We start from the raw sequence: 21,777 nt of genomic DNA, 5'->3' as shown, positions 1-21,777 counted from the left end.
TGTGAACGCGTTCACATTCACAAGCAATTATGGCGCACTGGCTTTCGATGCCTCGAAGGGGGGTCCCCTACGGACCTACGCCGGGCTCGCGAAGCGGCGAGAGCCACCTCGCGAGCCCGTTCAACACCGTCGGCGACCGCCTAGAACTCCTTGCGGAACCCTTCCGCCACCTTCAGGAGGATGTCGTTCGCCTCGGTCTCCCCGACCGTCACCCGCACACCCTCACCGGGGAACGGCCGTACGACCACACCTGCCGCCTCACAGGCCTCCGTGAAGGCGACCGCGCGCTCCCCCAGCGGCAGCCACACGAAGTTGGCCTGGGACTCGGGCAGCGTCCAGCCCTGTCCGCGCAGCCCGTCGACCACCCGGTTGCGCTCACAGACCAGCGAACCGACCCGGCCCAGCAGCTCGTCCTCGGCGCGCAGCGAGGCGATCGCCGCCTCCTGCGCAATCCGGCTCACCCCGAACGGCACAGCCGTCTTGCGCAGCGCCGCCGCGACCGGCTCGTGGGCGATGGCGAAGCCGACGCGCAGGCCGGCCAGCCCGTACGCCTTCGAGAACGTCCGCAGGACACAGACGTTGGGCCGGTTCCGGTACAGCTCGACACCGTCCGGCACCTCGGGATCGCGGATGAACTCGCGGTACGCCTCGTCGAGCACGACGACCACGTCGCTCGGCACCCGGTCGATGAAGCGCTCCAGCTCGGCCCGTCGGACGACGGTGCCCGTGGGGTTGTTGGGGTTGCAGACGATGACCAGGCGGGTCCGGTCCGTGATCGCGTCCGCCATCGCGTCCAGGTCGTGCACCGCGCCCGGCGTCAGCGGCACCTGCACGGACGTCGCACCGCTGATCTGCGTGATGATCGGGTACGCCTCGAAGGAGCGCCACGCATAGATCACCTCGTCACCGGGGCCGCTGGTGGCCTGGATCAACTGCTGGGCGACACCGACCGAGCCGGTGCCGGTGGCCAGATGCGAGACAGGGACGCCGAACCGGTCGGACAGCTCGTTCATCAGGTCCGTGCAGGCCAGGTCCGGGTAGCGGTTGAAGGACGAGGCCGCCGCCGTCACGGCCTCCATCACGCCGGGCAGCGGCGGATAGGGGTTCTCGTTGGAGGACAGCTTGTAGGCCACGGGGCCGCCGGCCGCGGCCGGCTTGCCCGGCTTGTAGGTGGGGATCCCCTCCAACTCGGCGCGCAGCTTCGGGCTCGTCTCGCTCACCGCAGTCCTCCTCGCGACCACCGGCAGCCCTGACTGCCGCCGGCTTCCAATGCTTCTCACCTTATGAGGATTCGGCGCGGCTGCGTATGGCCCGGCACAACTGCGCGCCCTCCGCGGGCGGCCTCCGGGTGCGTCGGACGAACCTCATCTGTCCCACTGGCATCAGGGGCATCATCGTATGAAGGGTGTGAATCGGGGGGCGTGCTGCACATATATCTACGCGCCGGTGGCTCACGCCGTAGCGCGCATCACCCGTGCAGGTGAGTTGAGACCTCTTCGAAACATCGACCACTTGGCAGGCTTGTGCGCTCCGACAAGTCAAGTACTGCAACAGGATGAGCCAACTCCCTTGTATTCCAAGGCATTTGACACTGGATGACCTTGCAGAAACGTGCCTGTCAACAGGTGCATATGCGTCCGCACTACCCCACCACGTGAGCCCTACTATCGGCTCGCCATGACAGCAGCAGGGAAGCACCAGGTGAGCCGCGCGGAAACCTCACGTCGAGGCAGCCGGCCGGGCCGGGCGGGCATCAGAGACGTGGCCGCCGCCGCCGGGGTCTCCATCACGACCGTCTCCGACGCCCTCAACGGCAAGGGCCGGCTCCCCGACGCCACCCGACGCCATGTCCGCGAGGTCGCCGACCGACTGGGGTACCGCCCCTCGGCCGCCGCCCGCACCCTCCGTACCGGCAAGTCCGGACTGATCGGTCTGACCGTGACGACATACGGGGATGAACCTTTCACCTTCACCGAGTTCGCGTACTTCGCCGAGATGGCCCGCGCCGCCACCTCCGCCGCGCTCGCCCGTGGCTACGCCCTCGTCATCCTGCCCGCGACCTCGCGTCACGACGTGTGGTCGAACGTCGCCCTCGACGGCACCGTCGTCATCGACCCGTCCGACCAGGACCCGGTCGTCAGCGAACTGGTCCGGCAGGGTCTCCCGGTCGTCTCCGACGGCAGGCCGGCCGGCACGCTCCCGGTCACGGCCTGGGTCGACAACGACCACGAGGCCGCCGTCCTCGGCATCCTCGACCACCTGGCCGAAGCAGGCGCCCGGCGCATCGGCCTGCTGACCGGCACCACGACCGACACGTACACACACCTGTCCACCACGGCGTATCTGCACTGGTGCGAACGCGTCGGCCAGGACCCGGTCTACGAGGCCTACCCGGCGCACGACCCGTGCGCGGGCGCCGTCGCCGCCGACCGGCTGCTGGCCCGCCCCGACCGACCGGACGCCGTCTACGGCCTGTTCGACCCGAACGGCACCGACCTGCTCGCCGCCGCCCGCCGCTACGGACTGCGCGTACCGGACGATCTGCTGCTGGTCTGCTGCAGCGAGTCCACCGTGTACGCCAACACCGAGCCGGCCATCACCACACTCTCCCTGAAGCCGCGCCGCATCGGCACGGCCGTGGTCCAGCTGCTCATCGACGCCATCGAGGGCGTGGAATCGGACCGTCCGGTCGAGCAGGTGATACCGACCGAGCTGATCGTGCGGACCTCGTCGCAGCGGCGTTCCCCGCGCACGACGGTCAGCCCGCCGCGGTCGCCCGACAACGGGTAGAGCGGGCGGTCACCCGGGAGGGGGTCGGCGCGGGGCGGTCACCAGGCGGGCAAAGCCCTGCCCAATCGGGGCGAAAGCCGCGGTGAACTGGAGTCTTGCTCCGATTCACTACCCCTGGGTCATCACACAGCGCGATCCGCATTCCTATGATGGGCCCACGACACCGCGGGCCGCTGCGACCAGGCAGTCCGAAGCGGTGCAGATGCGGCGCGATGGTGGAGGGGTCGATGACTCAGGGGGCCGGTCAGGGACCCGAGGTGGAGCGGACGGCGACGCTGCGCGACTTCCGGGTGCCCGCGTACGTGCACGAGACCGGTCCGTACGTCCACAGCACGCATCCCGGCGAGGCCATCAGCCCCGTCGCGGAGCCGGTCGACCACCCGGAGGGGTACACCCCCACGGAGCGCGATCTGCCCGTCATCCGTCGGGGTGACACGCTTCAGGTGACCGTCGACCCCGCGCCCGCTCCCACGCCGGCCCCGCAGCCCGGCACCGGCCCCGGCCCCCTCTACGTCGTGGGCGACGTCCACGGCTACCTCGAGGAGCTGGTGGCCGCCCTGCGGGAGAAGGGCCTCATCGACGCCGCCGGCCAGTGGTGCGCCGGCACCGCCCGGCTGTGGTTCCTCGGCGACTTCACCGACCGCGGTCCGGACGGCATCGGCGTCATCGACCTCGTGATGCGGCTGTCCGCCGAGGCCGCCGCGGCCGGCGGCTACTGCAAGGCCCTGATGGGCAACCACGAACTGCTGCTGCTCGGCGCCAAGCGATTCGGCGACACCCCCGTCAACTCCGGCGCGGGCACCGCCACCTTCCAGGCGGCCTGGCTGCTCAACGGCGGTCAGAAGACCGACATGGACCGCCTCCAGGACCACCATCTGCAGTGGATGGCCCGCCTCGACGCCGTCGAGGAGGTCGACGGCCATCTACTCGTCCACTCGGACACCACTGCCTACCTCGAGTACGGCAACTCCATCGAGGAAGTCAACGACAACGTCCGTGAGACCCTCACCCGTAACGACGCGGACGAAGTCTGGGACCTGTTCCGCAAGTTCACCAAGCGCTTCTCCTTCCGCGACGAGGGCGGCGCCGACGCCGTACGCTCCCTCCTCGATACGTACGGCGGCACCCGCATCGTTCACGGCCACAGCCCCATTCCGTATCTGCTGGGCGAGGTCGGCTCCGAGGACGGCGAGGACAGCTCCGGTCCCGTGGTCGAGGGACCGCATGTCTACGCCGACGGCCTCGCCATCGCCATGGACGGCGGAGTGACCATGGCTGGAAAGCTACTGGTCCAGCAACTTCCCCTGGATATCTGAGGGTTTACCGGGCAGGCGTACCGCGACGGCGGACCGGCGCACGACGGCGCAGGCCAGGGCCCAATTTCTGGAAACCCCCTGTCACGGCGCACCGTCACCGCTCTACCATCGGCTTATCCGTAGCAGGCTCCCCTCCGTTTCTGCCCAACGGCTCGTCAGCGTGCGAGCCACCAGCCCTACGGAGCATCGGGGGATGCACATGAACAGCGTTCCGCAGCACCTGTTGAGCGAGGACCGCCAGGAATACGAGCGGATCCTCGATGAGGCGCTGCGCTCCGCACCACAACGCCCGGAACTGGCCGCTGTCGGACAGCGGCTCAACCCCGAACAGCTGCGCACCATGGCGCTCAACGCCTCCGCATTCATCACGGCGGCCGCGGCGACCGAGTACCAGCACTACGTGAAGGTCCGCGAGGAACTGCGCCGCCCGGCGCCGTCCACCCCGTCGTCCACTCGCGAATCCGGCTCCGCGGAGCCCGGCACGGGCGCGGTGGGGCTCGCCACCACCATGGGAGAGGTCGCCGAAACCGCCGGCGCGGGTGCCGTCGCCATCGTCGCGGTCCTCGCCCCTGTCCTGGCCGGAACGGCCGCGGCGATCTTCCTGCTCGTCGGCTACATCCTGAAGATGCTGGACCCCGAGCCGGCGTTCGCCGAGACCATGCTCACCACCGGGTGGGTGTTCGGCGCCGTCACCGCGGTCGCGATCCTGGTCGCCGCCGTCGGGCTGCTGCTCACCGCACTGCGCAACCGGCCCTCGCTGGAGGCCGGTCCGTACGGCGAGCTCAGCGGCGAGGTGGCCAAGGCCAGGGAAGCCTGGCACGAGGCCCTGCTGGAGAACGGCATCCTGCCGTTTCTGCGCGAGGCGCTCGCCGACCCCGGCCCGGCTGCACTGCACCATACGGCCCCGTCGGCGCCGACCAGTCGCATCCCGCACCTCGGCTACGACCGCCCGGGCTTCACCAGCCCCGGCGACGGCCCGGAATCGGGCTCGCGCCCGAGCTTCACGAGCCCGGACTACACGAGCCCGGAGTTCGGGGGGCCCGAGCACCAGCCGGAGTAATCCTCGGCTTGCGCCCCCACCCAGGGGAGCGCAAGCCGAACCCCGCTGTACGTGCGGCTGTGCATGGCCATGCCGACCGCACGGGCCACCCACCGTGGTGCTCTGCGCGTCGGGCGGCGACATCCGGTCAGAGGATGATGCCCGCCTGGCGGGCCGCGGCCATCCAGCTCGGAAACTCCGACAGGAGCCGGTCGTACAGCTCCTGATCGGGGACCGTGCTGATGTCGTCGACCGCGAAGAAGCCCACGTTGTCGACACGACGGCCGGGCAGGGTGTCGAACCGCTCCAGCACGCCGTAGTTGGACCGCCCCAGACCCACGAACTGCCAGAAGATCGGTTCCTCCACTGCCTCCCGCAGCTCTCGCTCGATCTGGGCGTTGCGGTAGACGCCTCCGTCGGAGAAGAAGAGCACGAGTGTGGGAGCCGCGGCCGGGTTCTCCCGGACGTATGTACGAACCTGGGCGATCACCTTCTGTTCCTCGTTCTGGATACCGATCATCCGCATGTCGACCTGACCTGCCTCGAGGCCCTTCCTCGCCTTCTTGCGGCCAAAGAGGCTCAGCTCACCGACCCGGACATGCAGCCGCAGCCACTCGGGCAGCTCCCCGAGCCGGAGATCGGGCAGCCGGGCCGCGTTCGAGGCGAACGTCCAGGCCTGCATCTCGCCGTCGTCGTCGAGTTGTGCGGCGACAGCGGCCATGCGCTCCACCACGTCCCTCACGATGCCGCGGGAGTACAGGGACGACATGGAGCCCGAGGCGTCGAGAACCAGGATGACGCGCGCGGTGGTTCCGGCGACCCCGTGCTTGGTCAGGCTCACCGTCACCTGCTGCTTGCGCAGGGACAGCCGCTTACGCATGTCCACGGGCAGGTGTTCCTCGCCCTTGGTCAGGCGGGGAGCGGGGGGTGTGGTGGGTGGTGGTGTCATCGGAGGTGCGGTGGGTGGCACCGTCGGTGGGGCCGGCGGGGCGGATGGTGTCGGCGGGGCTTGAACAGGTGCCGTCGCCGGGGTCGGTTGGTCAGGCTGGACCGGCACGGCCGACGGAGCGTCGTCGACCGTGATGCCGAAATCGGTGGCCAGGCCCGCCAGCCCGGAGGCGTACCCCTGCCCGACCGCACGGAACTTCCACCGCCCCTGCCGTAGGTACAGCTCACCTCCGATGAACGCGGTCTCCGCCCCGGCCTCCATCTCGAACCGGGCGAGCTCGGTCCGGGTCCCGTCGTCGAGCAGCCTCAACATCAGTCCGGGCACCTGCCCGAACGTCCCGCCGTCGGCTGACGCACACAGCACGATCCGTTCGACGGCCGGCTCCAGTGAACCGAGGTCCACCGCGATCGTGTCGGAGGTGGCCCCGGCGGCACGCTGTTTCCCCCGGTGGGTCACAGCATCGGACGCGTGGTTCGGCTGGTTGTAGAAGACGAAGTCACCGTCGTCCCGAACGCGTCCGGCCGCGGTGAGCAGCAATGCGGAGGCGTCGACGTCGGGCACGCCCGGCCCTTCGGACCAGGAGAGCTCGACGCGTACCGCCCGAGCATCGACGGGAAGGTTGGCACCCTTGCTCAGTGAAGTCGCTGCCATGAAGTCAGTCTGCCGAGCCGAGAGAGCCGAGGCGCGGCTTTCCCGAGGACCGGGTGACCGAGGTGCCACGGTGCCCCGGCGGACCGGGGCACCGCAACCAGGTCTCGGCCGCCGGTCTTCAGTCCGCGATCGGCAGATACACGCGGTTACCCGCGGCCGCGAACTCCTTCGACTTCTGCGCCATCCCCTCCTCGACCTCCGCCCGCGTTCCACCGTGTTCGCGGCGGATGTCCTGGGAGATCTTCATCGAACAGAACTTCGGCCCGCACATCGAGCAGAAGTGAGCCGTCTTGGCGGGTTCGGCCGGCAGGGTCTCGTCGTGGAACTCCCGTGCCGTGTCCGGGTCGAGGGCGAGGTTGAACTGGTCCTCCCACCGGAACTCGAAGCGGGCGTCGGACAGCGCGTCGTCCCATTCCTGTGCACCGGGATGCCCCTTGGCGAGGTCAGCTGCGTGGGCGGCGATCTTGTAGGTGATGACGCCGGTCTTGACGTCGTCACGGTTGGGTAGGCCCAAGTGCTCCTTGGGCGTGACATAGCAGAGCATGGCCGTGCCCCACCAGGCGATCATCGCGGCACCGATGCCGGAGGTGATGTGGTCGTACGCCGGCGCGACGTCCGTCGTCAGCGGGCCGAGCGTATAGAACGGAGCTTCATCACAGATCTCCTGCTGAAGGTCGATGTTCTCCTTGATCTTGTGCATCGGGACATGGCCCGGGCCCTCGATCATGGTCTGAACATTGAAACGCTTCGCGATTCGGTTGAGTTCCCCGAGAGTTCGGAGTTCCGCGAACTGCGCCTCGTCGTTGGCGTCTGCGATCGAGCCCGGCCGCAGGCCGTCGCCCAGCGAGTAGGTGACGTCGTAGGCGGCGAGGATCTCGCAGAGTTCCTCGAAGTTCTCGTACAGGAACGACTCCTTGTGGTGCGCCAGGCACCACGCGGCCATGATCGAGCCGCCGCGCGAGACGATGCCGGTCTTGCGGTTCGCTGTCAGCGGCACGTACGGAAGGCGCACTCCGGCGTGCACCGTCATGTAGTCCACGCCCTGCTCGGCCTGTTCGATGACCGTGTCCTTGTAGATCTCCCAGGTCAGCTCCTCGGCCCTGCCATCGACCTTTTCGAGGGCCTGGTAGAGCGGCACCGTGCCGATGGGGACAGGGGAGTTGCGCAGCACCCACTCACGGGTGGTGTGGATGTTGCGGCCGGTGGACAGGTCCATGACCGTGTCGGCCCCCCAGCGGGTAGCCCAGGTCATCTTCTCGACCTCCTCCTCGATGGAGGACGTCACCGCGGAGTTGCCGATGTTGGCGTTGACCTTGACCAGGAACCGCTTGCCGATGATCATCGGCTCGATCTCCGGGTGGTTCACATTCGCGGGGAGGACCGCCCGGCCCGCCGCGATCTCCTCGCGGACCACCTCGGGCGAAACGTTCTCCCGGAGGGCCACGAACTCCATCTCGGGCGTGATCTCGCCCCGGCGGGCATACGCCAGCTGCGTGACCGCCTTCCCGCCACGGCTGCGGCGCGGCTGGCGCGGCCGGCCGGGGAAGACCGCGTCGAGGTTGCGCAGGCCGCCGCGCGGCGAGGTGTGCTTGATCCCGTCGTCCTCGGGACGGACCGGACGGCCCGCGTACTCCTCGGTGTCGCCGCGGGCGATGATCCAGCTCTCCCGCAGTGGCGGCAGCCCCCGGCGGACATCGGTGTCGGCAAGCGGATCGGTGTACGGGCCTGAGGTGTCGTACAAGGTCACCGACTGCCCGTTGGTGAGGTGCACCTGACGGACCGGCACGCGCAGATCGGGGCGTGAGCCTTCGACGTACGCCTTGTGCCAGCCGATGGACTTCCCGGCCTCCCCGTTGCTCGCGTCGTTGGTCGCGTTCTGCGTGGAGGCAGGCGTGCGTGCGTCCTTGTTGGTCATGAGACCGTCTCCCTACGCCGGCATTACCCGGTAACAGGTTCGGCGGTCGACGCAGCGATTTCCGTTTGCCGACATTTCATGGGAAACATCACTCGTGCACAGTGATGTTCCACGTGAAACATCGCGAAGACGGAGGTCAGCGCCCTCTCAGCCCGGTGCTCCGAGCTCCCGCGTGTACAAAGGTCCCCCCACGCTAGCGTCAATTCGGGCGCGGTGAACAGAGGGGCCCGGTCGTTCTTGCGATGATCGGTCGGTGACCACGAATCAGCAGCCCCCGTTCCCGCCGCCCGAACCCCCGCGCGGAACCGGCCCCGGCATGGACCCCGGAACCGGCTCTGGAGCGGACAACGGCCGTGGTGACGGCCACGGCGCCGGTGGCGGGCACGGTTTTGGTGGCGGGCAGGACTTCGGTGACTTCGGTGCCGGATATGGGGCCGGGGCCGGTGGTGAACACTGGTCCGGAGCCCGTGGTGAGTACAGGTCCGGAGCCGGTGATGGATACAGATCCGGAGCCCATGGCGGATACGGGTCCGGGGCCGCGGGTGGACAAGGACGCGGACCGGGTTCCAGGGTCGGCGACCGGCAATCCGGGGCCGGCGGCGGCCACAACTCGGGGGGCGGACCGAGACAGGGATCTGGCGGAGGACCGGGGAACGGCTCTGGAGGCTGGCCCGAACAAGGCTCCGGTAGCGGACCGGCACAGGGCTCCGGTGGACCGGCACAGGGCTCCGGTGGCGGACCGGGGCGCGGATCCGGTGGGCCGGGACAAGGATCAGGAGCCGGATCCGGTGCCGGGCACGGGCACTCCCACAGTCACGGTCATGGGCCCGCGGCTCCCGTCTCCATGCACCTGCGCAAGGTGATCGCGGCGGTCCTCATCCCGTTCGCCGCTGCCGTGGTGGTCGGCCTCGCGGTGCTCTGGCCCGGTGGCGCCCCACCGCACGAGCGCACCGGCGTCGGCTTCGACCGGCAGACCCAGCAGGCCACGGTCACCAAGATCGAGGAGTTGCCCTGCGACTCGGTCAACGCCTCGGCGGACACACCGAACGGCGACACTTCCACCGCCGAGGGCTCTTCCGCACAGCAGCAGGCGAACGGCCTCTGCAAGAGGGCGACGATCCGGATCGACACCGGCAAGGACAAAGGCCGTACGTTCACCGAGATCGTGCAGCCGGACCAGTCACGGCAGCTGCACGAGGGCCAGAAGATCGTGGCCGCCTACGAGCCCTCCGCCCCTGAGGACCTGCAGTACTCCGTCACCGACGTGAACCGCAGGCTCCCGATGGCACTGCTCGCCGGCATCTTCGCGGTGGCCGTCGTGGCTGTCGGCCGGATGCGCGGCCTCATGGCGCTGATCTCGCTGGCCATCAGTTTTCTGGTGCTGAACTTCTTCATCCTGCCCGCAATCCTCCAGGGTTCGAACCCGCTGGTCGTCGCGGTGGTCGGGGCGAGCGCCATCATGCTGGTCGCCCTGTACCTGTGCCACGGCCTGTCGGCCCGAACATCCGTTGCGGTGCTCGGCACCCTTGTCTCGCTGCTGCTGATCGGGGTGCTCGGTTCGCTGTTCATCGACTGGGCCGCGCTCACCGGCAACACCGACGACAACACGGGTCTGATCCACGGCCTGTATCCGTCGATCGACATGAGCGGTCTGCTGCTGGCCGGCATCATCATCGGTTCGCTCGGTGTGCTCGACGACGTGACGGTCACGCAGACCTCGGCGGTCTGGGAGTTGCACGAGGCCAACCCGACGATGGGCTGGCGCGGGCTGTACCGGGCGGGCATCCGCATCGGCCGCGACCACATCGCCTCGGTCGTCAACACGCTCGTCCTCGCCTACGCGGGCGCCGCACTGCCGCTGCTGCTGCTCTTCTCGATCGCGCAGAGCAGCGTGGGGACGGTCGCCAACAGCGAGTTGGTCGCCGAGGAGATCGTGCGCACGCTGGTGGGGTCGATCGGTCTGGTGGCATCGGTCCCGGTCACCACGGGACTCGCGGCCCTGGTGGTCTCCGCCGACCGGCACAGGACGGAGTCGGCGACACCGGCGGCGGCCGGGGGTGGCCCGGCTGCGGCGGCACGTGGCGGGAAGGGGCGGCGGCGCAAGCACTGAAGCGGATGGCGGGAGACGTCGCCGCGCGGCAGGCGTGAAAGCACGAATCCCAGCCGCGCGGCAGGCGTGAAGGCAGGACACCCGGCCGCGCGGCAGGCGCGAGAGCAGGAGACACCGGCTGAGGGCCGCCCCGGCTCGCTCCTGAGGAGACCGCCTCCTGAGGCTTCTCAAGGGCCCTGGAGAGCTCAGGAAGAAGCGTTCCTGCCGCAACCTCCACACGCACCTCCCCAGCCCCCCGGTGCCACCCACGGCCTCACAGAGCCCAGGCGAAGCGTTACACCACCCACCCCGTCGCGCACGCGTCAGCCCGCGCTCTGCTCCTCGGCCAGGATGCGGTCCAAGGCCTCGTCGAGATGGGCGTCGAAGTCGGCGAGCGCGCCTTCCTGACCCAGCGGCACCAGCTTGTCCGTACGGTCGAGGAAGGCGACCAACGGCGCGGTCGACGATCGGAACAGCGCCTGGTCGCTGCCGACCTGAAGCCGGATCAGGACGTCGCCCAGCGACTCGGGTGCGACCGGCGAGACGCGGACATCGCCCTCCCCGCACGGCCGGCCCACCCCGTCGATCAGCAGCTCCCGGCCGAATGCCCAGGTCACCGGAGCGTCTCCCGGCAAATGGAAGGTCAGCCGCACGGCGTAGGGATCGCACGTCTCGTAGCGCAGCTCCACCGGAATGCGGAAGGAGAGCTCCTCGGACACGAGAAAGCTCATCATGACCTCTGCCTGTACGGACTCGCGCATCGCCTACCCCGTCATTTGCCGTCGACTGGCCGGGAACGAACTTCGGACACTGGTGGCATCTTGCTGAACGTACACACCAGATCACAAGGAGTAAGTTTTCAGATACTGATAGAGAGCGCGAGCGACCCCAGAAGGCGTCCGATCTCGCTCTGCAGCTGCCGTGCCGCGGGCAGCAGTCGGTCGGCCTGGTGACAGGGCAGGGAAATGGCCATCGTCCCGGCCGTGGTGCCCAGCGTGATCGGAATCGCCGCGCAGACGGTGCCCAGCGCGTACTCCTGGCGCTCGATGACCGGTTGCATCCGGCCCATCTGGTCGAGGCGTTGCAGCAACGTATGGCTGTCACGGACCGTGTACCGGGTGATGGACTGCACGGGGTAGCGGTCGAGGTGGGCGCGGCGGGCGTCCTCGTCCAGCTGGGACAGCAGGCACTGGCCGATGGCGTGCGCATGCCCGGTCTCACGGAAGTCGGCCCATTCCTCGACCGCCGGGTTGCCGGGTGTGTCGGAGACACACACCACCTCGATCTCGCCGTTGCGGTAGATCGCGTAGTACACGGGGACGCCGATCAGATCCCGCCAGTGTGCGAGTGCCTCGGCGATCGTGCTGCGACGTTTCTCCTGCGCCCCGCTGCTGCTCAGCCGCTCAGCCGCCTCGCCGAGGAAGAACAGCCCTTTGTCGCGGCGTAGATAGCCCTCGTGCACCAGGGTGCGCAGCAGGTGGTACGTCGTGGGCAGGGCCAGGCCGGTCTCGCGGGCCAGTTGCTTGGCGGGTGCGCCGTGCTCGTGCTCGGCGACGCATTCCAGCAGGCGCATCGCGCGCTGCACGGATCCGATGAGGGTCGCGGACTGCTGGGGAGCGGGAGGAGTCGACGGGGAGGCCGGGCCACTCGCCGGTCGGCGCGCCGCGCATGCCGGGCGCGCTGGTGGAGGGGAGTTCGTCGGGGAGTCCGAGATCTGGCGTGATCGCTCGGGCCTGGTCCGGGGCGGTGCGGGTTGTTCGGGGGGCCTGACGCGGAGCGCCGAGGCCGGGAGGGGGGTCCGAGCTGGTGTGGGGTGTGCGGGGGATTGTGCGGGTGCGGTGTCAACCGTGGCCAAGGGTCACTCCCGAAGCGCGAGAGGGCGGGCCGTGCGGGGAACACGGCTGGGGGTGTACGGAGGTGTACGCCGCTCGCGGGGTCGTCGTCCCCGCGTCGAGTTCCGGACTCTAACCGTCTGCCACCGCTTGCAGACGCTCCGTACGGAAACTTCCCTCGCCCGAGGGAACCGGTGATTCCTGTTACCGGTTCCCGTCACCCACTCCTGTCACCAGTCGCTGCGAGAGGTGGAGCTCGTCGTGAACTTCCGTACGACGTAGATGAGTCCACCGACCAGCGCCACGAAGACCAGTACCTTGAACAGCAGTCCGATCACGAAGCCCACGACGCTGGCTATCAGGCCACCGAACACGACCAGGGCGATGACCGGCACCGCGATCCACTTCACCCACCACGGCAGACCCGTGAAGATCTCTCGCATCGCCCTTGTCCTTCTCTCTCCACCCGTCAGCCGCACCGGCTCCGCTGAGCCCGCCGGTCCTGCCGGATCCTGTGATGTCCTGCCCCAAGGCTAGGGCCGGCAGGGGCCCGGCGGGGGCCTGGCAGCCCTTGTCCTCCCCTGACCGATCCCCTAGGGAACCCCGAGCCGGCGCATCAGCTCTCGGGCGGAGAGAACACCACGAGCACCCGCAGGTCCTCGCTGATGTGGTGGAACTTGTGGGCCACTCCAGCGGGCACGTACACCACGCTCCCGCGGGCCACGTCGGTGGTCTCCAGGCCGACGGTGATCGAAGCGCGTCCGCTCACGATGAAGTAGACCTCGTCCTGGTTGTGGGGTTTCTGTGGATCATGCTCGCCCGCATTGAGCGCGTACAGCCCGACCGACATGTTCCGCTCTCGCAGAAACTGCAGGTAGGCCCCTTCGTTGGCGGCGCGTTCCGCCTCCAGTTCGTCCAGCCGGAATGCCTTCATCGCCACTCGTCGCCTCGCGCCCGTACTCGTAACCGATCTCGTCTGCCACGATCAGACACATGAAGAATTTCGTAGTCAAGACGATCGCCAACGCGGGCGCCCTGGCGGTCGCCGTATGGCTGCTCGACAAGATCACCCTGACGGGTGACAGCACCGGCAAGAAAGTCGGCACGCTGATCCTCGTCGCGCTGATCTTCGGCCTGGTGAACTTCCTGGTCAAGCCGATCGTGAAGCTTCTGAGCCTTCCGCTGCTCATCCTGACGCTCGGCCTGTTCACCCTGGTGGTGAACGCGCTGATGCTGCTGCTGACCTCGTGGCTGGCCGACAAGCTCGACCTGAGTTTCCACGTCGAGGGCTTCTGGACGGCCGTCCTGGGCGGCCTGATCATCTCGATCGTCTCCTGGGCGCTCAACGTCGTCCTGCCCGACGGGGACTGAGCGCCGATGACGTACCGCGTCTGCTTCGTCTGCACCGGCAACATCTGCCGCTCCCCGATGGCCGAGTCCGTCTTCCGCGCGCGCGTGGCGGCGGCCGGGCTGGACGGCCTGGTCGAGGTCGACAGCGCCGGCACGGGCGGCTGGCACGAGGGCGATCCGGCCGATCCGCGCACCGTGGCCGTGCTCCAGGAGCACGGCTACGACGGTGAGCACACCGCACGGCAGTTCCAGCCGTCGTGGTTCTCCCGACTCGATCTGGTCATCGCGCTCGACTCGGGCCACCTCAAGGTGCTGCGCCGCCTGGCGCCGACCGATCAGGACGCGGCGAAGGTGCGCCTGCTGCGCTCGTACACCCGCCCGTCGCCCGGCCACGATCCCTCAGCGAGGGCATCGCACGCCCCTTCCGATGCCGCGGGTGACGACCTCGACGTCCCCGACCCCTACTACGGGGGCATGGACGGCTTCGAGGAGTGCCTTGAGATGGTGGAGGCGGCGAGCGAAGGACTGCTCGCCGCGGTACGTGAGCACGTGGAAGGACGGGCAGCATGAGTGGTACGGGTGGGAGCAACGGTGTCGGTGACGGCACGCGCGCGGTGCGGGCCGGTCTACCCGAGCCGGTGAAGCACGAGCCGACGCTGCCCGGTCCGGTGTTCGCCGCCCACTACCACCTGCCGGGCGACCCCACCGGCCCGTACACCTACGGCCGCGACGAGAACCCGACCTGGACCCACCTGGAGCGCGCGATCGGCGAGCTGGAGGCACCCGGGCAGGACGACGTGGAGACACTGGTGTTCGCGTCCGGCATGGCCGCCATCTCGTCGGTGGTCTTCTCCCAGCTGCGCGCCGGGGACGCGGTCGTCCTGCCCAGCGACGGCTACCAGGTACTGCCCTTGGTGCGCGCCCAGCTGGAGGCGTACGGCATCGAGGTGCGCACCGCCCCGACCGCAGGCGACGCCCAGCTGGACGTCCTCGACGGCGCGAAGCTCCTGTGGATCGAGACCCCGTCGAACCCCGGGCTGGACGTGTGCGACGTCCGGCGGCTCGCAGAGGCTGCACACGCGCGTGGCGCCCTTGTCGCGGTCGACAACACGCTCGCGACGCCGCTCGGACAGCGCCCGCTGGAGCTCGGCGCCGACTTCTCCGTGGCCAGCGGAACCAAGCAGCTCACCGGGCACGGCGACATCCTCCTGGGCTACGTCACCGGCCGCGACCCTGCGGCAATGGCTGCCGTACGCCGCTGGCGCAAGATCGTCGGTGCGATTCCTGGGCCCATGGAGGCCTGGCTCGCGCACCGTTCGATCGCCACGCTCCAGCTGCGCGTGGACCGGCAGACCGCGAGCGCCCTCGCGGTCGCCGAGGCGCTGCGCGACTGGCCCGAGGATCTCGGAGTGCGCTACCCGGGACTGATGAGCGACCCCTCGTACAAGATTGCCTCGCAGCAGATGCACCGCTATGGGTGCGTGGTTTCCTTCAGCCTGCCCACGCGCGCGCGTGCGGACCGTTTTCTCGACGCGCTACGGCTCGTGGACGACGCGACGAGCTTCGGCGGGGTGCGCTCCACGGCCGAGCGGCGCGGGCGCTGGGGAGGGGACGCTGTTGCGGAGGGCTTCATTCGGCTGTCGGTCGGTGCCGAGGATCGCGGGGATCTGGTGGCGGACGTGCTGGCCGCGCTGGACGAGTCGGCGAAGTAACCGCTTTCCGGACGCCCGGTGGGTGCCCGGCTACGTAGAACGGACGGTCCGAGCCTCCCCCCTCGTGGCTCGGACCGTCCTCGGTTCTGCGCGCGAAGAACCGCGCGAACAAGGCTAGTTGACTCTGTGTCAGTGTCCAATCACAGTAGCGACAGAGACCTATCGACTTATTTATAGTTGGGCCCTGCCCGGGGGCGGGAGACAGGCAGGGAAGGGGAGGGCGTTCCATGGATCTGGCCTTGCTGCGCACGTTCGTCACCGTGCACCGGGCCGGTTCCTTCACTCGCGCCGCCGCCCTGCTGGGCCTCTCTCAGCCGGCTGTCACCTCGCAGATCCGCACGCTGGAACGACAGCTGGGCCGCCCTCTGTTCCTGCGGCAGGCCCGGGGAGTGACGCCGACGACCATCGGCGACGAGCTCGCACACAAGGCCGCTCCGCATCTGGACGCCTTGGTGGAGATAGCCGAGAGCGGACTCGACGACGAGTCCTCGTTACGCACCCTGCATCTGGCAGGGCCCCCTGAGTTCACCGCCGAGCGGGCACTGCCCGCGCTCGTGGAACTGACCGGCGAGGACGGACAGGGCTTCGCGCTACGCGCGTCCTTCGGCAACGCCGAGGAGACCCTGGAAGGGCTGGCCGCCGGCCATCACGATCTGGCCATCTGCACGGCCCAGCCGCGCGGCGGACTGCTCACGGCGACTCCGCTGTGCGACGAGGAGCACGTCCTGGTCGCCGCCCCGCACTGGGCCGAGCAGATCGGGACCGGAGCTCTGCGAGAAAAGGGCGCGTCCGCCCTGGAGAACCTGCCTGTCGTCGAGGTGCACGAGTCGCTGCCCTTCGTCTCCCGCTACTGGGCCTCTGTCTTCGACTCCCGCCCCGCCGCCTCCGGTACCGTCATCGTCCCGGACCTCCGCGCCGTCCTCGCCTGCACGGCCGCCGGCGCCGGACTGGCGGTCCTGCCCCGCTATCTCTGCGCGACCGCCCTGGAGCGTGGTGACGCCGTCGCTCTGCATGATCCGGCCGTGCCGCCGCTGCGGACGTACTTCCTGGTCGTGCGCACCGGCACACTGGCCATGCCGCACATCGCACGGGCCCATGAGTGGCTGCAGCGCGCGGCCGCCGAATGGTGCTGAGCCGGGCAACCGGGGGACCTCACGCGCTGGGCTCGACCGATGACGTTTCGCGATGTTTCACGTGGAACCAGCCGGGCCACATTTCTCCCATGACCGTCCGACCCGTGGTCAAGCGCACCGCCCGCGCCGTTCTCCTGGACGGCGACGACCTGATCCTGATCAAGCGCACCAAGCCCGGCGTGGATCCCTACTGGGTCACTCCCGGTGGCGGTGTCGAACCAGGAGACCCCACCGTCGTCCATGCTCTGCATCGCGAGGTGTACGAGGAGCTGGGCGCCAAGATCACCGATGTTGTGCCGTGCTTTGTGGACACCGTCGAGCACATCGGCGAGGACGGCGGCGCGACCGGTGTGAAGGTGCAGCACTTCTTCGTCTGCCGACTCGAGTCCATGGATCCGTCCCTGCGGCACGGTCCCGAGGTGGACGAGCCCGCGGGCGAATACGAGATCGTACGGGTGCCGTTCACCCGTGTCGGGATCGCCTCCGTCCATCTCGTACCTCTGTCGCTGCGGCACTACCTCGACGGGAACATCGAGGGCGTCCGGGCCATGCACGCTCCCGATCTGGGCTGACCCGGCCGGTGGCCGGCGCCGGGTCAGCTCCCGGCGGCGACGAGTTCCTCCACCGAGTCGTGGCGTATGCGCTCCGAGGGAACGCCGGCGTCCCGCAGGGCGTCCACGCCGCTGCGGATCATTCCGGGCGGGCCCGAGAGGTAGGCGTCGTACTCGTTCCAGGGGCCGTACTCCCTTATGGCATCGGGGAGCTGGAGATGTGCCTGCTGGTCGATGATCGCGCGGACCGAGAGCCAGGGGTGTGTCTGCTGGAGCCTGAGCATCGTGTCGATGTCGTACAGGTCGTGGTCGGTGCGGGCTCCGTAGAAAACCTCGACGGGGCGCCGCTCGCCGTGCTCGGCGACGTCCTCGACCAGCGCCTTGATGGGCGCTATGCCCGTGCCACCGCCCAGACAGAGCAGTCCGCTGTCGGTGGAGTGGTCCACGGTCATCGAACCGGCCGGCGGGCCGAGGCGGACGACGTCACCGGGGCGGGCACGGTGCACCAGGGCGTTGGAGACCCAGCCCGCGGGGACCGCCTTCACATGGAAGCTGAGCAGTCCGTCGGAGCGGGGCGCCGACGCGAAGGAGTAGTGCCGCCATATGCGCGGCCACCACGGCGTCTCCAGGCTCGTGTACTGCCCGGCGAGAAAGGGATATGGCTGGTCGGGGCGGACCGTGATGACCGCGACGTCCGGGGTCCTCAGGTCGTGCGAGACAACCTCGGCGTACCACCAGGCCGGGGCGCGCAGCTCGTCCGCAGCCGCGGCGTCGATCATGACCTGCGAGATGGTCGTGTACGCACGCACCCACGCCGCCTCGGTCTCCCCGTCCCAGACCGACTCCGCGTACCGGCTCAGCGCGCCGATCAGACACTCGCCGACGGCCGGATAGTGCTCAGGGCGCGTACCGTACTTGCGGTGGCCGCGGCCCAGGTTCTGCAGATACGGGACCAGGACGTCGGCATTGTCGATGTGCTCGGCGGCAGTGAGCAGCGCCTTGAGCAGGCGGTCCCGCTGGGCGTCCATGGCGGCGGGGAAGAGGGGCCGCAGATCGGGGTGGCGGACGAAGAGCAGCGCGTAGAAGTACGAGGTGACCTTGTCGGCCACGGGGGCCACGGTGGTCATGGTCCGGCGGATGAGGACGGCGTCCGGGGAGGCGTCCTCGCGGGCGGTGGGCTGATCAGCGTGCGGGGCGGGTGGCTCGGCGTGCGGGGCGGACGGATCGGCGTTGGAGGCGAGGCCGACTGCGGGCGCCGTGCCGGCAGCGAAAAGAGACGGCTCCGTGTGTTCGGCGGCGGCGGTGCGTTGCGCGGGCACGCGGTGAGCGGGGGGTGGTGGTGCGGTGGGGGTGGGGGCGGGCTGCGCGGGCGGTACCTCGGTGGGGAGGGGGACGCGTTGAGCAGCGGGCGGTGCGTCGGGGGCGGCGGCCAGGCTGTCGGCGGGCCGCGCCTCGGTGCGGGCCGGGGCGGGTGCAGGCGTGGATATCGCGGGTGCCGTTATTCGCTCACGATCCGTCCCGGCGTCGGCTGCGGCCTGCTGGGGGCCAGGAGCTCCGTAGCCGCGCGGCTCGGGGTGGGCGGCCGAGGCCGGCGAGCCCGTGGCCTGCGCTGGCGTGTGCGGCTCCGTCACCTGCGGTGTGGCACCCCGTGCGACCTCGTCCGGCGGCGCCTCGTGATCAGTCCCGGTGGTTGTCCTGCCCACCGGGCGCATCGCGGCCAGGCGCCGACCATCTGCCGTCTCCCGCTCGCTGCCCGGGGTCGGCATCGGCTTCTTGCGCGGCGTGAACCAGCCGCCCCCGCCGTCTGAAGTGCCGTTGTCGGCCGACGTGGTGGTCGGAGCGTCCATGGTGTGCCTCGCCTCGAACATCTTTCGGTCGGTCTGCGCACTTCCTCGGTCGGAAGATGCCTGCTTCCCCCGTAGCCGGCTGCTTTTCCCCGTTCGCTGTCGCGGTCAACGCGGCCATATTCAACTCGTGTTCCCACTTCGTACGGACAAGTAGGGCGAGAGTGTGACATTGGCCGCAGCGCTCTCCCCGCAGCATCCCACTTCGCGCGGAGACCTCAGCCGCTTAACCCAGAATGCGGGTCGTTGATCTCTCCGTCCCGTTAGGCTCCCTTGCCCCTCTTTCCGCCCGCACGGGAAGGGCGCACCACATCCCGGACGGCAACCGGAGTCGACCATACCGGCCCCCGCGCCCCACACAAGTCCCCCCTTGACCCACCACTCTTTTGACCAAGGGGCGAACCAGCAGTTCCCTCAATTACCGGGCGGTGCGGACCAATTCATAGGCATCCCACAGATCCCTCCCCGTATAGGAGTGGGTTGCGAGAGCCGCCAGATGGTGGTCCGCGTTGACCGCGACGGATACCGGAACGGCGCCGAAGAGATCCCGGTCCGACGACGAGTCCCCGTACGCGACGCAGTCCGCACGCGTCACTCCGAACTCTTGGCACAGCCGGTTGGCGATGAGAACCTTGGCCGCGGCACTGAGGACCCCGGCGGGGTCCAATGGCTCCGTGAACGGCACCGCAGGGAAGTGGGATCCGTGTGCCGCATGCGCACCCCACGCCGTGAGCCGCTCCACGAAGAACGATGGAGACAGTGACACGACAGCGCAGTAGTCGCCCGCGCGCCTGATCTCCGCCCATACGTCACGAATTCGCCCCAGCCAGGGCGCGCCGTCGAAGGCTGCGGCCACGTGCGCCTCCGTGAGATCCACCCAAAGCGCGTGTACCCGCTGCGCATATTCCGGTGGGCCGATCAGCCCGGCTGCGATCTCCTGGTCGAGCGCCACGGTCTCGGACTCCAGCCCGAGTTGCCGCGAGATCTCCACGGGCGCGGAGCTGCCGTGCAGCAACGTGCCGTCGAGATCGAAGAGATGAAGTCTCGCCATGGCATGCGAGGCTAGCGGGACGAGCCTTCGCGCCGCTTACTGAGCCAGATGGATGCCCGCCGTTCTCCGATGTTTCACGTGAAACACCCCGCGCTTGTCCACCCACTCCGCTGTTCGCCACGACCATGGCCAAAAGCGCTTACGTCTCTCCCGAAACCAGTGGACGTCGAGGGCACCGGTCGGCCAGCCTGACCTGCGTGCCTACTCCTGCCCTCGCCGCTCTGCCGATCCGCCGTCTGACGCTCCGCGACCTCACCGCCTGCGCCGACTTGTCCGAGGACCGGGGGTGGCCGCGGGAGGAACACAAGTGGGGCTTCCTCCTCACCGCCGGGAAGGGATACGGCATCGACGACCCCGACGGAGGGCTCGTCGCCGCATGCACGGTCACCGAATACGGGTCACCGGAACGCCCTGAGCTGGGAGCCGTCGGCATGGTCCTGGTTGCCGAGCGGCACGCCCGCCAGGGTGTCGGACGGCGACTGATGCGCCACGTGATCTCGATCATGGGCGCCATACCCCTGACTCTGCACGCGACCTCGAACGGCCGCCCGCTCTACGAGGAACTCGGCTTCAAGGTCACCGGCCGGGCGGAGATGCTGCGCGGCCCCTTCATGCCGGGTGGCGCCGAGCTCGCGGTGGCCACCCGACCTGCGACCGCCGAGGACCTCACCACGCTCCTTCGCCTCGACCTGGAGGTGTTCGGCGCCGATCGCACGCACATCATCACCCGGCTGCCGGCCTTCGCCGACCACGTCCGCGTCGCTGAGGAGGACGGCCGGATCATCGGGTACGCGGCCGCCTGGCCCAACATGCACACCCATGTCGTGGGCCCGCTGATCGCCCGGGACACCGAGACGGCGAAGGCGCTGATCGCCTCGCTCGCCGCCCACACCGACCGCCCGCTGCGCACCGACATCGACGTACGGCACGAGGAGCTGCTGGCATGGGCGAAGGAGCGAGGGCTGGCGTCGGTCGCCTTCAACGCGGTCATGACGTACGGGGTCGCGGAGCTGCCCGGTGACTGGAGCCGGCGCTTTGCTCCGCTGGCGGTGGCTGCCGGCTGATGCTCCGGCACGGGTAACGCCGGTCCCTCCAGGGAACCGGCGTTACCCCCTGATCGGGGCCAGGTCAGGCGAGTGCCTCCACGGCGGCCGTGGCGAAGCCGTGGTCCTGATCCGGTGCGCCCCCGCCGACGCCGATCGCACCGATCAGCCGCCCGTCGCGGTGGATCGGCAGGCCGCCCGCGATGAACAGCAGCGGGCGGTCGAGCGCGGTGGGCAGGGAGTGGAAGGGCCCGTCGGGCTTGACCGCGTCGACGAGGTCGGCGGTCGGCGCGTTCAGTTGGAGGGCCGTGTACGCCTTGCGGGTGCTGGTCTCGCCGGAGATCAGCACGGCCCGGTCGTCGCGCCGGAACGCGAGCAGGTGGCCGCCGGCGTCCAGGACGGTGACGCTGACGGTCGCTGCGGCGGCCTCGGCGGCGCGATGGGCCGCGGTGACGAGGATCTCGGCGTCCTGGATGGTCAGGGGCGCGACGGCGGTGGACGTGGTCATGCGG

General features: G+C 69.3%; 20 protein-coding genes. 10 read left to right on the top strand and 10 right to left on the bottom strand.

What is annotated here, in order from left to right:
• Positions 1-140 precede the first annotated feature (140 nt).
• Positions 141-1,220 carry a histidinol-phosphate transaminase gene (gene hisC / locus ACTWQJ_RS00215; RefSeq protein WP_443304552.1) on the bottom strand — a complete coding sequence of 360 codons (1,080 nt, stop codon included), beginning with the start codon at positions 1,218-1,220 and terminating at the stop codon, positions 141-143.
• Between the two features lie 457 nt (positions 1,221-1,677).
• Here hisC and ACTWQJ_RS00210 point away from each other — a divergent pair, with 457 nt between their 5' ends.
• From ACTWQJ_RS00210 to ACTWQJ_RS00200, 3 genes are all read left to right on the top strand, one after another.
• Entirely contained in the window at positions 1,678-2,790 is a 1,113-nt protein-coding gene (locus tag ACTWQJ_RS00210) for a LacI family DNA-binding transcriptional regulator (protein ID WP_443304551.1), read from the top strand.
• Between the two features lie 212 nt (positions 2,791-3,002).
• A complete protein-coding gene (locus tag ACTWQJ_RS00205) occupies positions 3,003-4,106 on the top strand; it encodes a metallophosphoesterase (protein WP_443304550.1) in 1,104 nt (367 codons plus the stop codon).
• A gap of 193 nt (positions 4,107-4,299) precedes the next feature.
• On the top strand, positions 4,300-5,166 hold the full coding sequence (locus ACTWQJ_RS00200; RefSeq protein WP_443304549.1) for a hypothetical protein: 867 nt from the start codon (positions 4,300-4,302) through the stop codon (positions 5,164-5,166).
• 127 nt (positions 5,167-5,293) lie between these two features.
• On the opposite strand, the gene ACTWQJ_RS00195 is transcribed toward ACTWQJ_RS00200, so the two are convergent.
• The gene (locus ACTWQJ_RS00195; protein WP_443304548.1) at positions 5,294-6,745 is read right to left on the bottom strand and encodes a VWA domain-containing protein; all 1,452 of its coding nucleotides are present in this window, start codon (positions 6,743-6,745) and stop codon (positions 5,294-5,296) included.
• A gap of 118 nt (positions 6,746-6,863) precedes the next feature.
• The gene (gene thiC / locus ACTWQJ_RS00190) at positions 6,864-8,660 is read right to left on the bottom strand and encodes a phosphomethylpyrimidine synthase ThiC (protein WP_443304547.1); all 1,797 of its coding nucleotides are present in this window, start codon (positions 8,658-8,660) and stop codon (positions 6,864-6,866) included.
• Positions 8,661-9,504: 844 nt separating this feature from the next.
• Between thiC and ACTWQJ_RS00185 the strand changes: the two genes are divergently transcribed.
• Positions 9,505-10,770 (top strand): YibE/F family protein, encoded by a 1,266-nt coding sequence (locus ACTWQJ_RS00185; protein ID WP_443304546.1) that lies wholly within the window; start codon positions 9,505-9,507, stop codon positions 10,768-10,770.
• 302 nt (positions 10,771-11,072) lie between these two features.
• Here ACTWQJ_RS00185 and ACTWQJ_RS00180 read toward each other — a convergent pair whose 3' ends face one another.
• The 4 genes from ACTWQJ_RS00180 to ACTWQJ_RS00165 all read right to left on the bottom strand — a co-directional run bounded on the left by ACTWQJ_RS00180 (position 11,073) and on the right by ACTWQJ_RS00165 (position 13,515).
• Positions 11,073-11,510 carry an SsgA family sporulation/cell division regulator gene (locus ACTWQJ_RS00180; RefSeq protein ID WP_129798800.1) on the bottom strand — a complete coding sequence of 146 codons (438 nt, stop codon included), beginning with the start codon at positions 11,508-11,510 and terminating at the stop codon, positions 11,073-11,075.
• A gap of 98 nt (positions 11,511-11,608) precedes the next feature.
• The gene (locus tag ACTWQJ_RS00175; protein WP_443304545.1) at positions 11,609-12,334 is read right to left on the bottom strand and encodes an IclR family transcriptional regulator; all 726 of its coding nucleotides are present in this window, start codon (positions 12,332-12,334) and stop codon (positions 11,609-11,611) included.
• 477 nt (positions 12,335-12,811) lie between these two features.
• Positions 12,812-13,024 carry a DUF5326 family protein gene (locus tag ACTWQJ_RS00170; RefSeq protein WP_129798802.1) on the bottom strand — a complete coding sequence of 71 codons (213 nt, stop codon included), beginning with the start codon at positions 13,022-13,024 and terminating at the stop codon, positions 12,812-12,814.
• 173 nt (positions 13,025-13,197) lie between these two features.
• On the bottom strand, positions 13,198-13,515 hold the full coding sequence (locus ACTWQJ_RS00165; RefSeq protein WP_224736529.1) for a cupin domain-containing protein: 318 nt from the start codon (positions 13,513-13,515) through the stop codon (positions 13,198-13,200).
• Between the two features lie 59 nt (positions 13,516-13,574).
• Between ACTWQJ_RS00165 and ACTWQJ_RS00160 the strand changes: the two genes are divergently transcribed.
• From ACTWQJ_RS00160 to ACTWQJ_RS00140, 5 genes are all read left to right on the top strand, one after another.
• A complete protein-coding gene (locus ACTWQJ_RS00160) occupies positions 13,575-13,952 on the top strand; it encodes a phage holin family protein (RefSeq protein WP_385510494.1) in 378 nt (125 codons plus the stop codon).
• A gap of 6 nt (positions 13,953-13,958) precedes the next feature.
• The gene (locus tag ACTWQJ_RS00155) at positions 13,959-14,501 is read left to right on the top strand and encodes a low molecular weight protein-tyrosine-phosphatase (protein WP_443304544.1); all 543 of its coding nucleotides are present in this window, start codon (positions 13,959-13,961) and stop codon (positions 14,499-14,501) included.
• The gene (locus ACTWQJ_RS00150; protein WP_443304543.1) at positions 14,498-15,643 is read left to right on the top strand and encodes a cystathionine gamma-lyase; all 1,146 of its coding nucleotides are present in this window, start codon (positions 14,498-14,500) and stop codon (positions 15,641-15,643) included. The genes ACTWQJ_RS00155 and ACTWQJ_RS00150 overlap by 4 nt, the downstream gene beginning before the upstream one ends.
• Positions 15,644-15,870: 227 nt before the next feature.
• The gene (locus ACTWQJ_RS00145) at positions 15,871-16,776 is read left to right on the top strand and encodes a LysR family transcriptional regulator (protein ID WP_443304542.1); all 906 of its coding nucleotides are present in this window, start codon (positions 15,871-15,873) and stop codon (positions 16,774-16,776) included.
• An 89-nt stretch (positions 16,777-16,865) separates the two neighbouring features.
• Positions 16,866-17,348: an NUDIX domain-containing protein gene (locus ACTWQJ_RS00140; protein ID WP_224736534.1), complete on the top strand. Its 483-nt coding sequence runs from the start codon at positions 16,866-16,868 to the stop codon at positions 17,346-17,348.
• Between the two features lie 23 nt (positions 17,349-17,371).
• On the opposite strand, the gene ACTWQJ_RS00135 is transcribed toward ACTWQJ_RS00140, so the two are convergent.
• Positions 17,372-19,174 (bottom strand): globin domain-containing protein, encoded by a 1,803-nt coding sequence (locus ACTWQJ_RS00135; RefSeq protein ID WP_443304541.1) that lies wholly within the window; start codon positions 19,172-19,174, stop codon positions 17,372-17,374.
• Between the two features lie 415 nt (positions 19,175-19,589).
• The gene (locus ACTWQJ_RS00130; protein WP_443304540.1) at positions 19,590-20,222 is read right to left on the bottom strand and encodes an HAD family hydrolase; all 633 of its coding nucleotides are present in this window, start codon (positions 20,220-20,222) and stop codon (positions 19,590-19,592) included.
• 197 nt (positions 20,223-20,419) lie between these two features.
• Here ACTWQJ_RS00130 and ACTWQJ_RS00125 point away from each other — a divergent pair, with 197 nt between their 5' ends.
• The gene (locus ACTWQJ_RS00125) at positions 20,420-21,286 is read left to right on the top strand and encodes a GNAT family N-acetyltransferase (RefSeq protein WP_443304539.1); all 867 of its coding nucleotides are present in this window, start codon (positions 20,420-20,422) and stop codon (positions 21,284-21,286) included.
• Positions 21,287-21,350: 64 nt separating this feature from the next.
• On the opposite strand, the gene ACTWQJ_RS00120 is transcribed toward ACTWQJ_RS00125, so the two are convergent.
• Positions 21,351-21,773 carry a GlcG/HbpS family heme-binding protein gene (locus ACTWQJ_RS00120; protein WP_443304538.1) on the bottom strand — a complete coding sequence of 141 codons (423 nt, stop codon included), beginning with the start codon at positions 21,771-21,773 and terminating at the stop codon, positions 21,351-21,353.
• Positions 21,774-21,777 lie beyond the last annotated feature (4 nt).

The sequence above is a fragment of the Streptomyces sp. KR55 genome (assembly GCF_052245645.1).
Lineage (GTDB): Bacteria > Actinomycetota > Actinomycetes > Streptomycetales > Streptomycetaceae > Streptomyces > Streptomyces flavusporus.
This window is presented reverse-complemented; position numbering and strand designations above follow the sequence as displayed.

Excerpts from the sequence above, each read along its gene's own strand:
- ACTWQJ_RS00200 (WP_443304549.1), top strand. The coding sequence starts at position 4,300 with ATGCACATGAACAGCGTTCCGCAGCACCTGTTGAGCGAGGACCGCCAG.
- ACTWQJ_RS00160 (WP_385510494.1), top strand. The coding sequence starts at position 13,575 with ATGAAGAATTTCGTAGTCAAGACGATCGCCAACGCGGGCGCCCTGGCG.
- ACTWQJ_RS00180 (WP_129798800.1), bottom strand. The coding sequence starts at position 11,510 with ATGCGCGAGTCCGTACAGGCAGAGGTCATGATGAGCTTTCTCGTGTCC.
- ACTWQJ_RS00145 (WP_443304542.1), top strand. The coding sequence starts at position 15,871 with ATGGATCTGGCCTTGCTGCGCACGTTCGTCACCGTGCACCGGGCCGGT.
- thiC (WP_443304547.1), bottom strand. The coding sequence starts at position 8,660 with ATGACCAACAAGGACGCACGCACGCCTGCCTCCACGCAGAACGCGACC.
- ACTWQJ_RS00170 (WP_129798802.1), bottom strand. The coding sequence starts at position 13,024 with ATGCGAGAGATCTTCACGGGTCTGCCGTGGTGGGTGAAGTGGATCGCG.
- ACTWQJ_RS00135 (WP_443304541.1), bottom strand. The coding sequence starts at position 19,174 with ATGGACGCTCCGACCACCACGTCGGCCGACAACGGCACTTCAGACGGC.
- ACTWQJ_RS00120 (WP_443304538.1), bottom strand. The coding sequence starts at position 21,773 with ATGACCACGTCCACCGCCGTCGCGCCCCTGACCATCCAGGACGCCGAG.
- ACTWQJ_RS00205 (WP_443304550.1), top strand. The coding sequence starts at position 3,003 with ATGGTGGAGGGGTCGATGACTCAGGGGGCCGGTCAGGGACCCGAGGTG.
- ACTWQJ_RS00155 (WP_443304544.1), top strand. The coding sequence starts at position 13,959 with ATGACGTACCGCGTCTGCTTCGTCTGCACCGGCAACATCTGCCGCTCC.
- ACTWQJ_RS00185 (WP_443304546.1), top strand. The coding sequence starts at position 9,505 with ATGCACCTGCGCAAGGTGATCGCGGCGGTCCTCATCCCGTTCGCCGCT.
- ACTWQJ_RS00140 (WP_224736534.1), top strand. The coding sequence starts at position 16,866 with ATGACCGTCCGACCCGTGGTCAAGCGCACCGCCCGCGCCGTTCTCCTG.
- ACTWQJ_RS00130 (WP_443304540.1), bottom strand. The coding sequence starts at position 20,222 with ATGGCGAGACTTCATCTCTTCGATCTCGACGGCACGTTGCTGCACGGC.
- ACTWQJ_RS00165 (WP_224736529.1), bottom strand. The coding sequence starts at position 13,515 with ATGAAGGCATTCCGGCTGGACGAACTGGAGGCGGAACGCGCCGCCAAC.
- ACTWQJ_RS00210 (WP_443304551.1), top strand. The coding sequence starts at position 1,678 with ATGACAGCAGCAGGGAAGCACCAGGTGAGCCGCGCGGAAACCTCACGT.
- ACTWQJ_RS00150 (WP_443304543.1), top strand. The coding sequence starts at position 14,498 with ATGAGTGGTACGGGTGGGAGCAACGGTGTCGGTGACGGCACGCGCGCG.
- ACTWQJ_RS00195 (WP_443304548.1), bottom strand. The coding sequence starts at position 6,745 with ATGGCAGCGACTTCACTGAGCAAGGGTGCCAACCTTCCCGTCGATGCT.